At 64.1% G+C, this 14,981-nt stretch carries 16 protein-coding genes; 12 read left to right on the top strand and 4 right to left on the bottom strand.

The genetic code is table 11. The features are described 5' to 3' along the window. Positions 1-257: 257 nt before the first annotated feature. Complete coding sequence (fabG, locus tag CWB41_RS12755) at positions 258-995, bottom strand: 3-oxoacyl-[acyl-carrier-protein] reductase (protein ID WP_115837553.1); 738 nt, start codon at positions 993-995, stop codon at positions 258-260. Between the two features lie 9 nt (positions 996-1,004). Beyond that, the gene (fabD, locus tag CWB41_RS12750; protein ID WP_115837642.1) at positions 1,005-1,964 is read right to left on the bottom strand and encodes an ACP S-malonyltransferase; all 960 of its coding nucleotides are present in this window, start codon (positions 1,962-1,964) and stop codon (positions 1,005-1,007) included. Between the two features lie 168 nt (positions 1,965-2,132). Between fabD and CWB41_RS12745 the strand changes: the two genes are divergently transcribed. Next, positions 2,133-2,546: a hypothetical protein gene (locus CWB41_RS12745; RefSeq protein WP_115837644.1), complete on the top strand. Its 414-nt coding sequence runs from the start codon at positions 2,133-2,135 to the stop codon at positions 2,544-2,546. 132 nt (positions 2,547-2,678) lie between these two features. After that, positions 2,679-2,903, top strand: coding sequence for a PsiF family protein (locus CWB41_RS12740; RefSeq protein ID WP_115837645.1), 225 nt, complete (start codon positions 2,679-2,681; stop codon positions 2,901-2,903). 38 nt (positions 2,904-2,941) lie between these two features. Here CWB41_RS12740 and CWB41_RS12735 read toward each other — a convergent pair whose 3' ends face one another. Further along, positions 2,942-3,229: a hypothetical protein gene (locus CWB41_RS12735; RefSeq protein ID WP_115837554.1), complete on the bottom strand. Its 288-nt coding sequence runs from the start codon at positions 3,227-3,229 to the stop codon at positions 2,942-2,944. A 330-nt stretch (positions 3,230-3,559) separates the two neighbouring features. Between CWB41_RS12735 and rpsF the strand changes: the two genes are divergently transcribed. From rpsF to CWB41_RS12690, 9 genes are all read left to right on the top strand, one after another. After that, a complete protein-coding gene (gene rpsF / locus CWB41_RS12730; protein ID WP_115837647.1) occupies positions 3,560-3,994 on the top strand; it encodes a 30S ribosomal protein S6 in 435 nt (144 codons plus the stop codon). After that, positions 3,994-4,242: a 30S ribosomal protein S18 gene (rpsR, locus tag CWB41_RS12725; RefSeq protein WP_115837555.1), complete on the top strand. Its 249-nt coding sequence runs from the start codon at positions 3,994-3,996 to the stop codon at positions 4,240-4,242. The genes rpsF and rpsR overlap by 1 nt, the downstream gene beginning before the upstream one ends. Positions 4,243-4,370: 128 nt before the next feature. Then, entirely contained in the window at positions 4,371-5,432 is a 1,062-nt protein-coding gene (locus CWB41_RS12720) for a DUF2232 domain-containing protein (RefSeq protein WP_115837556.1), read from the top strand. Between the two features lie 12 nt (positions 5,433-5,444). Continuing rightward, on the top strand, positions 5,445-6,008 hold the full coding sequence (gene rplI / locus CWB41_RS12715; RefSeq protein ID WP_115837557.1) for a 50S ribosomal protein L9: 564 nt from the start codon (positions 5,445-5,447) through the stop codon (positions 6,006-6,008). A gap of 243 nt (positions 6,009-6,251) precedes the next feature. Further along, the gene (locus CWB41_RS12710; RefSeq protein ID WP_115837558.1) at positions 6,252-7,745 is read left to right on the top strand and encodes a replicative DNA helicase; all 1,494 of its coding nucleotides are present in this window, start codon (positions 6,252-6,254) and stop codon (positions 7,743-7,745) included. A gap of 38 nt (positions 7,746-7,783) precedes the next feature. Next, on the top strand, positions 7,784-9,184 hold the full coding sequence (gene radA / locus CWB41_RS12705) for a DNA repair protein RadA (protein WP_115837649.1): 1,401 nt from the start codon (positions 7,784-7,786) through the stop codon (positions 9,182-9,184). 55 nt (positions 9,185-9,239) lie between these two features. Further along, positions 9,240-9,920, top strand: coding sequence for a CvpA family protein (locus CWB41_RS12700; RefSeq protein WP_115837559.1), 681 nt, complete (start codon positions 9,240-9,242; stop codon positions 9,918-9,920). Positions 9,921-10,133: 213 nt separating this feature from the next. Continuing rightward, positions 10,134-11,633, top strand: a complete 1,500-nt coding sequence (gene purF / locus CWB41_RS12695; RefSeq protein ID WP_115837560.1) for an amidophosphoribosyltransferase — start codon at positions 10,134-10,136, stop codon at positions 11,631-11,633. A gap of 21 nt (positions 11,634-11,654) precedes the next feature. After that, entirely contained in the window at positions 11,655-12,425 is a 771-nt protein-coding gene (locus tag CWB41_RS12690) for an SDR family NAD(P)-dependent oxidoreductase (RefSeq protein ID WP_115837561.1), read from the top strand. 1 nt (position 12,426) lies between these two features. Here the strand turns inward: CWB41_RS12690 and CWB41_RS12685 are convergent, their stop codons facing one another. Continuing rightward, a complete protein-coding gene (locus CWB41_RS12685; protein ID WP_115837562.1) occupies positions 12,427-12,798 on the bottom strand; it encodes a hypothetical protein in 372 nt (123 codons plus the stop codon). 261 nt (positions 12,799-13,059) lie between these two features. On the opposite strand from CWB41_RS12685, the gene CWB41_RS12680 reads away from it, so the two are divergent. Continuing rightward, positions 13,060-14,973, top strand: coding sequence for a PHA/PHB synthase family protein (locus tag CWB41_RS12680; RefSeq protein ID WP_245411348.1), 1,914 nt, complete (start codon positions 13,060-13,062; stop codon positions 14,971-14,973). The last annotated feature ends 8 nt before the right edge of the window (positions 14,974-14,981 follow it).

Below are 14,981 nucleotides of genomic sequence, written 5' to 3'. Positions count from 1 at the left end.
GTCCTTATTTTTAAAACTGGTGCCAGCCGTTATCAAAAGTACGTCCGAAATCAAGCCCCCCGAAAGCTAATGCCTTCGTCGCCTGACTACATTCCTTGGGAAATCCCCCGGCGGACTCCACGCATTCAAACGCGAATGAGCTCTCCGGGGTCCGGCGCAGGAAGCGGCTTAACGACCTGCGAGTAAGAAGTTGGTAACATACTTCATCTGGGTTGGCGAGAGCCGTCCGGCAAAGCCATCCGAGCGCTTTAACACCCTCAATTCATTGCCATTCCGCCGTTCACATGAAGGGTTTCTCCGGTGACATAGGCGGCCTCGGAACTGGCCAGATAGACGACCGCCGCGGCGATTTCCGAGGCCGCGCCGAGACGGCCCATTGGCACGCCGGACAGAATCGCGGCCTTCTGCGCCTCGGTCAGCACATCGGTCATCGGGCTTTCGATAAACCCCGGCGCGACACAGTTGACGGTGATATTGCGGGCCGCGACCTCGCGGGCGAGGCTCTTCGAGAGGCCGATGATCCCGGCCTTCGAGGCGGCATAATTCGACTGGCCGGGATTGCCCGTCACGCCGACGACCGACGTGATGCTGATGACGCGGCCGAAACGGCGCTTCACCATCGATTTCAGCGCGGCGCGGGCAAGGCGGAACGATGCGGTGAGATTGACCGCCAGAACAAGGTCCCAATCGGCGTCCTTCATGCGCAAGATCAGCCCGTCGCGGGTCAGACCGGCATTGTTGATGAGAATGTCCAGATGCCCCATCGCCGCCTCGGCTGCCGGCACCAGTTTCTCGACGGCTTCGGGATCGGAAAGGTCGCTCGACTCGACGTGAACGCGCTCCTTGAGTTCGGCGGCCAGGGCATCGAGCGCCTCCTTGCGGGTGCCGGAAAGCGTCACGGTTGCGCCCTGCTGGTGCAGCGCACGCGCGATCGCCGAGCCGAGGCCGCCGCTGGCGCCGGTCACGAGAGCCGTGCGGCCGGAAAGATCAAACATGGGCGGTCCTCAAACTTTCTGCGCCAAAATGGATTGGTAGGCGGAAATCTCGTCCGGCGTACCGACGGCAATTCCTTCCGCCTCGGCGACAATGCGCTTCAGCAGCCCGGTCAACACCTTGCCGGACCCGAGTTCGACGAAGATCGTCGCCCCATGCTGCGCCATATAGATGACGCTCTCGCGCCAGCGCACGGTGCCCGTCACCTGTTCGACAAGCCGGCAGCGGATCTCCTGCGGCTCCACGACCGGCGCGGCAAGCACATTGGCGACAAGCGGCACTTTCGGCCGCTTGATCTCAACCTCCGCCAGCGCCGCCGCCATCGCCTCCGCGGCGGGCTGCATCAAAGGGCAATGAAACGGCGCGGAGACGGCGAGCGGCACAGCCCGGCGCACGCCTTTGGTCTTGGCGATCTCGATCGCCGCATCGACCGCGGCTTTCGCGCCGGAAATCACGACCTGGCCGCCGCCATTGTCATTGGCGACGGCGCAAACCTCGCCCGATTGGCGCTGCGCCTCATCCGCCACGGCGCGGGCGCCTTCGAGATCGAGCCCGATCAGCGCCGCCATCGCCCCGGCTCCGACCGGCACAGCCTGCTGCATCGCCGTGCCGCGTTTGCGCAGCAGCCTGGCTGCATCCGCAATCGAGAAGGCTCCGGCCGCAGCGAGCGCCGAATATTCGCCGAGCGAATGACCGGCAACGAAGGCCGCATCCCGGGAAAGATCAAGACCCGCTTCCGCTTCCAGCACCCGGACGACTGCGAGGCTCGTCGCCATGAGTGCCGGCTGCGCATTGGCGGTCAAAGTCAGTTCCGCTTCCGGCCCCTCGAACATCAGCGTCGAGAGCTTCTGGTGCAGCGCGTCGTCGACTTCGGCAAAGACCGCGCGAGCCGGCGCGAAAGCCTCGGCCAGAGCTTTGCCCATGCCGACGGCCTGAGACCCCTGCCCCGGAAATACAAATGCTTTCGCCATGCTACCTGTCCGCGCCTTATCCGGCGTGCGACTGGCACCGACGCTCCGCCGTGTCAAGTTTTCCTGGTGATGGCGGCCTTCCGCGCGGAATTTCATTTGCCTCGCCGCTGCGGCGCGGCAAGATGCGAAAGCTTGCAAATCCCGCGGCAAGCGGAGCAAAAACTGAATATGGACATACCCGGTAAAGCCTGCGGCGCCTGCAATATGTGCTGCAAAGTGCTCGATATAGAAGAACTGAATAAACCGGCTGGACCTTTGTGCCCGAACTGCGTCGCCGGTTCCGGCTGTGCCATCTACAATTCGCGGCCGGATGTCTGCCGCGATTACATCTGCTTGTGGAAGAGCGACCGCGGCCTGAGCCCGCAATTGCGGCCGGACCGCGTCGGGACGATTCTCATGGAAGATGACGACACCGACGAATATCGCGCCGTCTGCGATCCGGATAAGCCCTTCGCCTGGCGCAATCCGCTCGTCTTCAAGCATCTCGTCGCTATCGCCAAGACCGGACGCACGGTCGTCGCCAAGGCAGGATTGAAATCCTGGCGCATTCGCGAAACCGGCGAATGGGGGCCGTGCCTTTGAGCACAGGCGTTGCGGCCTCCTGAAAGTATTGCCGCGCAGGGGTGGAAATTTCACCAGACGTTCATCTGGCGGGGAAGAATGTCCGCCTCCTGGTTTCGTGGCGGGAATTCGCCACTCTTTGAGGAGGTCTTGATGAAAAAACTTTCGACGTTCGCGCTTGTCGCTGCCCTCGCCGGCTTCGGCGTGTCGCCGGTTCTGGCGCAGAGCACCACGACGGCGCCCGCAGCCAAGCCTGCCGTCACCCATTCGGCCAAGTCGATCGAATGTTCCAAGGAAGCCGATGCCAAGGGTCTGCACGGCAAGGCGCGCAAGAAATTCCGCTCGGCCTGCAAGCACAACAAAGCCAGCGCCATGTAAGAATCGGCGCTTTGGGCAGGCGGCGCCCGCGCCGTCTGCTACCGCCCGATTCGGCTATTGACAAAAGCGCCGCCGAACATGTGCAGGCTGACGATCGGGGCGCTGCCCGGCGGCGGTTTATCCCGGGAAGCGGCGGTCGCGGCGGAACTCGGTGCTTTGGACGCTTGCGCGGGCGCGTCCAGCGTCCCGGCGTACGGCTTGAGATCGTTCAAGCCATAGCCATTCTGGCTCTGCGCCCATGCCGGGCCTCCCGTCAGGCTGCCAAAGGCGACGACCATCGCCAGGCCCGGGAGCGCGCCGCGGATTCGGTCAATCGAAATTGCCATGCGCTGATGATACCGCCGGCGCGGGTGAGAACCTAGGCTCCCGGGGCAACAGGGGCGCAACTTTCCTTGATTTCGCCGCCGATATGCGTATAAAGCGCCCTTCCCGCGAGCCGAGGGCTCGCGGCCAGCGGCTTCGGCCGGGGGCTGTACGGAAGGCGTATCGCGCATCGTCCCAGAAAGCTGCAAGGCTTTTTGGACCAAGAAGATGCGAAAAAACGATACGCGGAATTTTCCAAAATTCATCTTCCCGTGTCTCCGCCTTCGTTCATTCGAGCCTTTCCGGGGCTCGAAGGGCTCTGCGCCGGCCGCGCAAACAGGAAAGGCAAGATCATGGCTCTCTACGAGCATGTTTTTCTTGCTCGCCAGGACGTCTCCGCCCAGCAGGTGGAGGCTCTCGCCGAGCAATTCAAAGGCGTCATCGAGACGCTGGGCGGCAAGGTCGAGAAGACCGAATATTGGGGCGTCAAGTCCGTCGCCTATCGCATCAAGAAGAACCGCAAGGCGCATTTCACCCTGCTCAACATCGATGCGCCTTCCGCCGCGCTGAACGAGCTTGAGCGGCAGGAAGGTCTCAATGAGGACATCCTGCGCTTCCTGACCGTCCGCGTCGAGGAACTGGAAGCTGGCCCCTCGGCCATGCTGCGCAAGCGCGACGACGATGATCGTGGCGATCGTGGTGACCGCGGCGGCCGTGGCGGCCCCCGTCCCGACCGTGGCCCGCGCCGCCCGCGCGATGACGCCGCCGTCGAAGAAGGAGGTTTGTGATGTCGACAACCGCTGCAACGCCCGCCCGGCGCCCCTTCTTCCGCCGCCGCAAGACCTGCCCTTTCTCCGGCCCGAACGCGCCGAAGATCGATTACAAGGATACGCGGCTGCTCTCGCGCTACATTTCCGAGCGCGGCAAGATCGTGCCCTCGCGCATCACCGCCGTCTCGGCCAAAAAGCAGCGTGAGCTGGCGAAGGCGATCAAGCGGTCCCGCTTCCTTGGATTGCTGCCTTACGTGATCCGCTAGGATCTTCATTTTGACGTGTTTTCTTCGCTCGAAAACACTCTGATACTCGACGCATAAAGCCGCCGGCCCAGCCCGGCGGCTCGGCTGGGACGAAAATCCCTAACCGCGCAAGGCGGGACAGCTCGACGATGGCAAAGAAGCAGGCACAGACCTCCGACAATCGCGGTGCGGTCGCTTTCGGTAGCGGCCTCGCCGCGACGTTGCTTTTGCTGGCGGCCTTCCAGGGGTCGGTGCCGGCGCTGATGCTTGCCTATCTTTCGCCGCTGCCGCTGATGATCGCGACCATCGGCTTCGGCCATATCACCGGGCTCGGCGCGGTGCTCGCGGCGTTCATTACGCTCGTGGCTTTGCTGGTCGCCGCCAGCCCGCAGGATTTGAGCCCCGCCGCCTTCCTGAACGCCGCCTTCAACGGCGGCGTCTTCGTGCTCTGCGAGGGCCTGCCCTCCTGGTGGCTGGCGCGGCTTGCGAGCCTCTCACCCAGCGTGCCGATTCTGCCCTTTGCCGCTTTCGCGCCGGCCAAAAGCGACAAGGACGGCTCGCGCCTCAGCCTTGTCATCGTCACCACCGCCATCTTCGCCTTTCTCATCGTCGCGGGCGTGCTTGCGACGCTCGTACTCGAGCATGAGAATTTTGCCGCGCTGATCGACAAGATCGCCACCAACATCACGCCGGTGATGAAACAGGAGGCCGGCGCCGATCTGCTGCGCCGCAACGAGATCGACGCCATCGCGCGCTTCATGGCCAAGGCGTTGCCCGCCGTTGCCGCCGGCGTCATCTTTGTCGTCTTTCTCATCGACCTGTGGCTGGCCGGGCGCATCGTCCAGATTTCGCAGCGCCTGCAAGTGCCCTGGCCGAACATCGCCCGCGAGTTCCGCGTGCCGCGCCTGCTCGCGCTGGTCTTTTTCGCCGCCGTCGGCCTCATCTTCCTTGGCGGCCCGGCCGGTCTTCTCGCCAGCCTGGCGGCGAGCGTGCTCGGCGCCGCTTTCGCGCTGCAAGGGCTCGCCGTCATCCATGTCGTGACGCAGGGCCTGCGGCTGCGCAACAATCTGCTTTTCGTCGTCTATCTCGTCATGGTGCCGCTGCTGCCCTGGTCGCTGGCGCCCTTCACCCTGCTCGGCTTGATCGAAGCTGGCTTTTCCCTGCGCGACCGCAAAGAAGCGGCCGCCGTTCCCCGCAATGAACTGAACTGAAGGAACGATCTCATGGACGTCATTCTCCTCCAACGCGTCGTCAAGCTCGGCCAGATGGGCGACACGGTTCGTGTCAAGAACGGCTACGCGCGCAATTTCCTGCTGCCGACTGGCAAAGCCCTGCGCGCGACCGAAGCCAACAAGAAGCGCTTCCAGGACCAGAAGGTCGAGCTCGAAGCCCACAACCTGCAGCTCAAGAGCGAGGCGAGCGCCGTCGCCGAGAAGCTCGAGGGTCAGAGCTTCGTCATCATCCGGCAGGCGGGCGAAACCGGCCAGCTCTACGGCTCGGTCTCGGCGCGTGACATTGCCGAGGCGGTGAGCGCCGGCGGCTTCAAGGTCGCCCGCGACCAGATCGTGCTCCTGGCGCCGATCAAGACGCTCGGCCTGCACGACATTGCAGTGCACCTGCATCCGGAAATCGAGACGAAGATCGTGATCAACGTCGCGCGTTCGCCCCAGGAGGCCGAGCGTCAGGCCAAGGGCGAGGCGGTCAACGTCGTCGAGGAGGCCACGATCCAGGAACTCGGCCTCGAAGTCGGCGCGGCGCTTGCCGAGGCCAACGGCGAAGAAGGCTAAGCCCCCTATCATTGCGAGCCGCGTCGCGGCTCGCAATGTCGCCTAACCGACGGCCGCCCGGAGGGCGGATCGACAAGATTGCGACTGTCCAGAGCTAGGCAGCACACAGCGCAAAAATCTTTTCGCTTTGTGGATTGCGGTACGGGTCCGGCGCCCCGGCGAATTTGATTCCAATCCGACGAAACCGCGTGCGAGAACGAGCGTCCTCCGGTTTTCTCGGGCAAGTGATTCGCCGCAGACGTCATGGCCGCCACGACCTTTCCAGTCACCGTTCGCACCGCGCAGCCCAGCGAGCCCGCCTATCGCGTGCCGCCGCACAATATCGAGGCGGAGCAGGCGCTGCTCGGCGCGATCCTGGTCAACAACGACGCCTTCGACCGGGTGTCGGACTTCCTCAAGGTCGAGGATTTTTCCGACGAATTGCACCGGCGCATCTACGATGTCGCCAGCCGCCTCATCCGCGAGGGCAAGCTGGCGACGCCGATCACGCTGAAGACCTTCCTCGGCGAGCACAGTCTCGGCGAAATCACCATCTCGCAATATCTGGCGCGGCTCGCGGCCGAGGCGACGACGATCATCAACGCCGCCGATTACGGCCGGATGATCCACGATCTCGCAGTGCGGCGCGAGCTCATCGTCATCGGCGAGGATATGGTCAATGGCGCCTTCGACGCGCCGGTCAGCAGTTCGCCACGCACGCAGATCGAGGACGCCGAACGCAAGCTCTATTCGATCGCCGAGGCCGGCCGCTACGACGGCGGCTTCCAGCGGTTTTCCGACACTTTGGCGATCGCCGTGGATATGGCCGCCAAAGCCTGGGAGCGCGACGGGCGGCTCTCGGGCCTCGCCAGCGGCTTCTACGAGCTCGACAACAAGCTTGGCGGCCTGCAGGCCTCGGACCTCGTGATTATCGCCGGTCGTCCGGGCATGGGCAAAACCGCCTTCGCCACCAATATCGGCTTCAATGTCGCGAAAGCCTATGAATTCGAGGTGCGGCCGGACGGCACGCATGCGGCGAAGAACGGCGGCATCGTCGGCTTCTTCTCGCTCGAAATGTCGGCCGAGCAATTGGCGACACGTATCATCGCCGAGCAGGCGGCCGTGCCCTCGCACAAGATCCGCCGCGGCGACATTTCCGAGTCCGAGTTCCACCGCGTCGCGCAGGCCGCACGCGATATGCAGTCCGTGCCCTTCTTCATCGATCAGACCGGCGGCATTTCCATCGCGCAGCTCGCCGCCCGCGCGCGGCGGCTGAAGCGCCAGCGTGGACTCGACCTGCTCATCGTCGACTATATCCAATTGCTCTCGGCCTCGAAGACGCGCAGCGACAGCCGGGTGCAGGAGGTGACCGAGATCACGACGGGGCTCAAGGCGCTCGCCAAGGAATTGAACGTGCCGATCCTGGCTTTGTCGCAGCTTTCGCGTCAGGTCGAGTCGCGCGACGACAAGCGGCCGCAACTCTCGGACCTGCGCGAATCGGGTTCGATCGAACAAGACGCCGACGTGGTGATGTTCGTCTATCGCGAGGAATATTATCTCAAGAATAAACAGCCGCGCGAAGGCACGGAAGAATTCTTGACTTGGCAGGCGCAGATGGAGGAAGCCTTCGGCAAGGCCGAGATCATCATCGGCAAGCAGCGCCACGGGCCGACCGGCACCGTCGAACTCGCCTTCGAGGCGGAGATGACGCGCTTCGGCAACCTCGCGCACGAAGAGGATTTGCCGGCGCGGATTTGAGTTCGCTGACATCAAGTGCCGGCGTCATCGGAGCAAAATTGGCAAAAGCAAAAACCAATTTCGTCTGTCAAAGCTGCGGCGCCATTGCGCCGCGCTGGCAGGGCCGCTGCGATTCCTGCGGCGCCTGGAATTCGATGATCGAGGAAGCACCGAACGCCGGCGCGCCGCCCGCGCTCACCGGCGGCAAGGGCCGCGTCTTCGCCCTCCTCCCCCTCGGCGGGGCGAGCGAACCGGCGCCCCGCGTCGCGACCGGCATCAGCGAATTCGATCGCGTGACCGGCGGTGGCTTCGTCCCCGGCTCCGTGCTGCTGCTGGGCGGCGAGCCGGGCATCGGCAAATCGACCCTGCTCATCCAGGTCTGCGGCGCGCTGGCGCAGCAGGGCCTGGGCGTCGTCTACATCTCCGGCGAGGAGGCTCTCGATCAGGTGCGGCTACGCGCCGAGCGGCTCGGCCTCGCGCAGGCGCCGATCGCCTTCGCCGCCGAAACGAAAGTCGAGGACATTGTCGTCACGCTGCGTCACAGCCGCCCGCCCGCTCTGCTCGTCATCGATTCGATTCAGACCATGTGGACCGATGTCGTCGATTCCGTCCCCGGCACGGTGACGCAGGTCCGCGGCGCGGCGCAGGCGCTGATCCGCTACGCCAAGACGACAGGCGCCGCCGTCATTCTCGTCGGCCATGTCACCAAGGACGGGCAGATCGCCGGGCCTCGCGTCGTCGAGCATATGGTCGACGCGGTCATCTCCTTCGAGGGCGAAGGCGCACGCGATTTCCGCATCCTGCGCGCGCTCAAGAACAGATTCGGCGCGGCGCATGAGATCGGCGTCTTCGAGATGACCGGACGCGGTCTCGCCGAAGTCATCAATCCTTCGGCCTTGTTTATTTCGGGCCACGCCGAGGCTTCGCCGGGCAATGCCGTCTTCGCCGGGCTCGAAGGCACGCGGCCGTTGCTCACCGAGATTCAGGCGCTGGTCGCACCGAGTCCCTTGGGCATGCCGCGCCGCGCCGTCGTCGGCTGGGATCCAAACCGGCTCGCCATGATTATCGCCGTGCTCGAAGCCCGCGCGGGGCTTCGGCTCAGCCAGCACGATGTCTATCTCAATGTCGCCGGCGGCCTGCGCATCGCCGAACCCGCAGCCGACCTCGCCGCCGCGGCGGCGCTTGTTTCCTCGCTCACCGGGCAGAGCCTGCCGCCGCATTGCGTCTTCTTCGGCGAGATTGGCCTCTCAGGCGCGATTCGCCCGGTCGCTCACGTTGCGACGCGCCTGAAGGAGGCGGCGAAGCTTGGCTTTACCCATGCCGTGGTGCCGCCCGCACAAGAGACCGGCGCGATCGACAATATGCTGTTGAAAACCTGCGCCGATGTCGCCGACCTCGTCGCCTTGATCGCAGCGCCAAAAGCGCAAAATGCGCGGCGCAAGGAACCGACCGCAGGGTGACTGGGGACCAGCGCTTCGCTATAAGCGGGGCCAACCCGACGCGCATGAGGCCATAATGCCCTCCTATCTCGATCTCGGCGTCATCGCCATTGTTCTGATCTCAGCGGCTCTCGCCATGGTCCGAGGGTTCACGCGCGAGGTTCTGGCGATCGCCTCCTGGGGCGCGGCGGCCGTCGCGGCGATCTATTTTCATCCCTTGGTGCTGCCTTTCGTAAAGCCCTACATCAGCAAGGACACGGTGGCGCTCGCGGCAGCGGCGGCAATCGTCTTCTTCGCTACGCTGATCGTCGTCTCGATCATCACCGTCAAAGTCTCCGACGCCATTCTCGATTCGAAAGTCGGGCCGCTCGACCGCTCGCTCGGCTTCGTTTTCGGCGCGGCGCGCGGGCTTTTGCTTTGTGTCATCGCCTTCGCCTTCTTCAACTGGCTGGTGCCGGAGAAGGCGCAACCGGGCTGGGTGCGGGACGCCAAGACGAAGCCGCTGCTGGTTTCGACCGGCGACCAGCTCATGGCGCTTCTGCCCGACGATCCGGAAGGCCTGCTGAACAAGCTCAAGAAAGCCAAGCCGACCGCCGGCGATGAAGCCGTGCCGGACAGCGATTCGGACGGGAAACTGACGCCAACCGCGCCCACCGCCGCTCCGGCAGCCCCCGGCGCGGCGCCAGCGCCCGCACCCAATACAACGCCGCCGGCTCCGGCCCCTGCTGCCCCGGCTCCGGCGCAAGCGCCCAATTGATCGCAACGGCCGCGTTAAGGCTTGTTCCGGCAAGCCTTTCGGTCCAGTTCAGGATCGGATGGCCGTTTCTAAACTATTGAGGATATCCGGGGTTAGCCGAAATCTGTTGATCAAAGTCGTTGGTATTTGGCGCTGCACATATTATGTGACTGCCATGACGGTCCGATGAATCGTCTGCGACGGACTGGCGGCTGCGAAGGCGGGACAGATCCCATGGATGCGGCAAACGATGTTCTGACCGAGTCGGGTGAGGTCGAAACGGATTGTTTCCCACTCGATCTCGAAGCCGACCGACTGCGCGAGGAATGCGGCGTCTTCGGCATATTCGGTCACCCGGCCGCCGCCGCGATTACAGCCCTCGGCCTCCACGCCCTGCAACATCGCGGACAAGAAGCGGCAGGCATCGTCAGCTTCGACGGCCACAGGTTCAATTCCGAACGCCGACTCGGCCTCGTCGGCGAACATTTCTCCAAAGCCTCGACCATAGAACGCCTGCCCGGCCGCCGCGCCATCGGCCATGTGCGCTATTCGACCACCGGCGAAACCATTTTGCGGAACGTCCAGCCGCTGTTCAGCGAAATCAGCTCCGGCGGCTTCGCCGTCGCCCACAACGGCAATCTGACCAACGGCCTCACGCTGCGCCATAATCTCGTCAGCGACGGCGCGATCTTTCAATCGACCTCCGACACCGAAGCCATCCTGCACCTCGTCTCGCGCAGCCGCCGCCCGCGCATCATCGAGCGCTTCATCGAAGCGTTGCGGCAGATCGAGGGCGCCTATTCGCTGGTCTGCCTCACCAACAAGAAGCTGATCGGCGCGCGCGATCCTCTGGGCATCCGCCCGCTCGTCCTTGGCGAACTCGACGGCTGCTACATCCTCGCATCCGAAACCTGCGCGCTCGATATCATCGGCGCACGTTTCATTCGCGACATCGAGAATGGCGAGGTCGTGGTGATCTCGGAAAGCGGGATCGAAAGCCTGCATCCCTTCCCCAAACGGCCGGCGCGCCCCTGCATCTTCGAATATATCTATTTCGCCCGGCCGGATTCGGTCGTCCACGGCCGTTCTGTTTACGAAGTGCGCAAGGCGATGGGCAAACAGCTCGCACGCGAGACGGCGCTTGAGGCCGATGTCATCGTCCCGGTGCCGGATTCGGGCGTTCCGGCCGCGCTCGGCTTCTCGCAGGAATCGGGCATCCCCTTCGAGCTCGGCATCATCCGCAATCACTACATCGGCCGCACCTTCATTCAGCCGACGCAATCGATCCGTGAGCATGGCGTACGCCTGAAGCACAGCGCCAACCGGGCGGCAGTCGCCGGCAAAAGGATCGTGCTGATCGACGATTCCATCGTTCGCGGCACGACATCGGTGAAGATCGTCCAGATGATGCGCGAGGCCGGGGCGCGCGAAGTCCACTTCCGCATCTCCTCGCCGCCGATCACGCATCCCGATTATTACGGCATCGACACGCCGGAACGTGACAAGCTGCTCGCCGCCACCCATTCGCTCGCCGAGATGCGCGATTATATCGGTTGCGATTCGCTCGCCTTCCTCTCGGTCGACGGTCTCTACCGCGCGATGGGCGAGCCGGGCCGCGACGCGGCGCGGCCGCAATTCACCGACCATTGCTTCACCGGCGATTATCCCACCAATCTCACCGACGTTGCGGGCGAGACGAAATCGCAGCTCTCGCTGCTTGCCGAAGCCGGCTAGCCTTCAATCACGGGACTCCTCATGAGCGAGCAGGATCACGCGCGGCCCTTGCTCGGCCGCGTCGCGCTGGTTACGGGCGCTTCGCGCGGCATCGGCCGTGCCGTCGCACTGGAACTCGCCCGCGCCGGCGCACATGTCATCGCGCTCGCGCGCACGCAGGGCGCCCTCGAAGAGCTTGACGACGCCATTCGCGCCGAAGGCAACGAGGCGACGCTCGTGCCGTGCGATGTAACCGATTTCGAGGCGCTCGACCGGCTCGGCGCGACCGTCTACGAGCGCTGGAAGCGGCTCGATATTTTTATCGGAAACGCCGGCGAACTCGGCGCCATCACGCCGCTGCCGCATATCGACCCCGCCACCTGGGAGAAGGTTCTCGCCGTCAATCTCACCGCGAACTGGCGGCTTCTGCGCGCGCTCGACCTGCCGCTGCGTGTGGCGGATGCCGGCCGCGTCGTGCTGATCACATCGGGCGTCGCGCATCACGCCGAATTCAAACCCTATTGGGGCGCCTATGCCGTCTCGAAGGCGGCGCTCGACGCGCTGGCGCGCACCTATGCAGCCGAAACCGCGACGACTTCCAATGTGAAGGTGATGCTTGCCAATCCGGGGCCGCTGCGCACGGTGATGCTGGCCAAGGCCATGCCCGGCATCGATCCGGCAACACTGAAGACGCCGGAAGATTTCGCGCCGAAACTGCTGCCCCTCGTGCTGCCGTCCTGGACGCAGACCGGCAAGCTCTACGATTTTCCGACCGACAGGGTTTTGCGCTTTGGCGTGCCGGAAGCTGCCTGAATTAACGGGCGCTGACGGTCTTGGTCTTGGCGGGGGGCGCGGGCTTTTTCTTTGCCGCTGATACCGCCTGGAAATGCCGCGTCCGGACGCCCGCGGCGGTCTCGTTGCGGACGCCGGCGTTCTCGAGTTCGTCCTCCATCTGCTGGAGCTGGGCGGAACTGCGCAGCGGCGGCCGTTTCGGTTCGGTGCCTATGGCGGTCGGAATGTAATCGAGGGATTTCTCGGGAGGCCGCGCGGCCTTCACGAAATCACGCATTTCCGGCACGTCGGTCCAGAGCTTGGTATGCATGACCACATCGAGCGGCGTGCCGCCGCCATAGGGGTGCTTGGGCGCAGGCTGAGCCTGCTGTGCCGCGGCGGGGGCAAGCGTCAACGTCGCGGAGCATGCTATTCCGCAAAGTATTTGAAATGTCGCACGCGAAGTCCACATATCTCTATCGATCCGACCTAAGATGCAGTTGCTCCCCCTGCCCGACTCAGACCTATTCCCTAACCGTGGAATAAAGCTCTATCATGGCGTGGTGCGGGCGTGGTTAAAGCAGCGGCGGCCAAAGGGCAGCGGGTACGCAACCCGAGCCGGAAACGAGCCCGGGCCGCAGGTACGGTGCAGCCGGCCGCCGGGAGGCAAGCGTCGTTGAGTGAGGCAGTGTTACCGCCGGAACCACCCAAGCCGGACCTTGAGCCCGCCCTTGAGGCGGCCCCCAAGCCGCGCCTCAAGGTAGTCCCTGCCCCCGCGGCGGCGGCTCAAAAGCCGCCGGAGGGCGCCGCGCCGCAGACCAATGGCGCCGGTATCGACTTCGCCCGGCTTTCCAAGAATCTTGCCGCCCTGATCGAGCAAGGCGGATTGGCGCTGGGCGCCATCCTGCAGCCGCAGACGGACCAATCCCCCTCCAGCTTTTCGGCGAGCGTCGTCGATGCGGTGCAGTCCTTCGGTCGTATCGCCGAATATTGGCTCGCCGATCCGCTGCGCACATTCGAGGCGCGCAACGCTCTCTCGGAAGACTTCCTCGCCTTGTGGGCGCAGACGCTGCGCCGCATGTCCGGCGAAACCGTCGCGCCGATCGTGCCGGTCGCGGCCGGGGACAAGCGTTTCGCCGCGCCGCAATGGCACGAAAGCCCGCTCTTCGATTTCCTTCGTCAGGCCCACGCCATCGCCACGCGCTGGGTCGAGGATCTCGTCGCACGCGCCGAAACCGATCCGACGACGCAGCTCAAGGCGCAATTCTATCTGCGCCAGATCGCCAGCGCTTTGTCGCCGGCAAATTTCGTCCCCACCAATCCCGAATTGCTACACGAGACTCTCGCCTCCAGCGGCGACAATCTCGTCCGCGGCATCGCCAATCTCACAGCCGACATCAAGGCTGGCAACGGATCGCTCAGGATCAGCCAAAGCGATTCCTCGAAATTCGTGCTCGGCGTCAACATGGCCACGACGCCGGGCAAGGTGATCATCCGCAACGATCTGATGGAATTGATCCAGTACGCGCCGGCGACCGAGACCGTGTTCAAGCGACCGCTGCTGATCGTCCCGCCGTGGATCAATAAATATTACATCCTCGATCTCAATCAGCAGAAGAGTTTTGTCCGCTACGCGGTCGAGCAAGGCCACACGGTCTTTCTGATCTCCTGGGTCAACCCGGACGCGCGCCATCGCGACAAGGATTTCGAGGCCTATATCGACGAAAGCATCATGACCGTTCTCGACGTCATCGCCGAAGTGACAGGCGAGAGAGAAGTGAACGCGCTCGGCTATTGCGTCGGCGGCACGCTGCTCTCGATCGCCCTCGCCTATATGGCGCGCCGCAAGGACACCCGCATCGCCAGCGCGACTTTCCTGACGACGCAGACGGATTTCGCCGATGCCGGCGATCTGCGTGTCTTCATCGACGAGTCGCAGATCAGCGCGCTCGAAGAGAGCATGGCCGAGAAAGGCTATCTCGACGGCGCGAAAATGGCGAATGTGTTCAATATGCTGCGGCCGAACGACCTGATCTGGTCCTTCGTTGTCAACAATTACATCCGCGGCCAGTCGCCGATGCCGTTCGATCTCCTGACCTGGAATTCCGACGCGACGCGGATGACACCCGCCTGCCATTCCTTCTATCTGCGCAATTGCTATCTCGAAAACAAATTGAGCCGCGGCAAGATGAAAATCCGCGGCGCACCGGTCTATTTGTGGGATATCAAAGTCCCCGTCTACAGCCTCGCGACGCGCGAGGACCATATCGCGCCGGCAAGCTCCGTCTTCACCGGCATGAAGCTGTTCGGCAGCGACGTGCGCTTCGTCGTCGCCGGCTCCGGCCATATCGCCGGCGTCATCAACCCGCCGGCGAAACCGAAATATCAATATTGGACGGGCGGCTCGCTCTCGGAAACCTATACCGACTGGCTGAAGGCCGCGACCGAGACACCGGGAAGCTGGTGGCCCGATTGGGCCGCATGGATCGCCGCGCAAGCACCTGAAAAAGTCGCCGCACGCGAGCCCGGCGGCGACAAGCTGATGCCGCTTTGCGATGCGCCCGGTACTTATGTGCGGGCGAAGGCCTGACGCCCGCT

It is taken from the genome of Methylovirgula ligni (genome assembly GCF_004135935.1).
GTDB lineage: Bacteria > Pseudomonadota > Alphaproteobacteria > Rhizobiales > Beijerinckiaceae > Methylovirgula > Methylovirgula ligni.
Note: the sequence above shows the minus strand (reverse complement) of the source record. Positions and strands in the feature narration are given on the sequence as shown.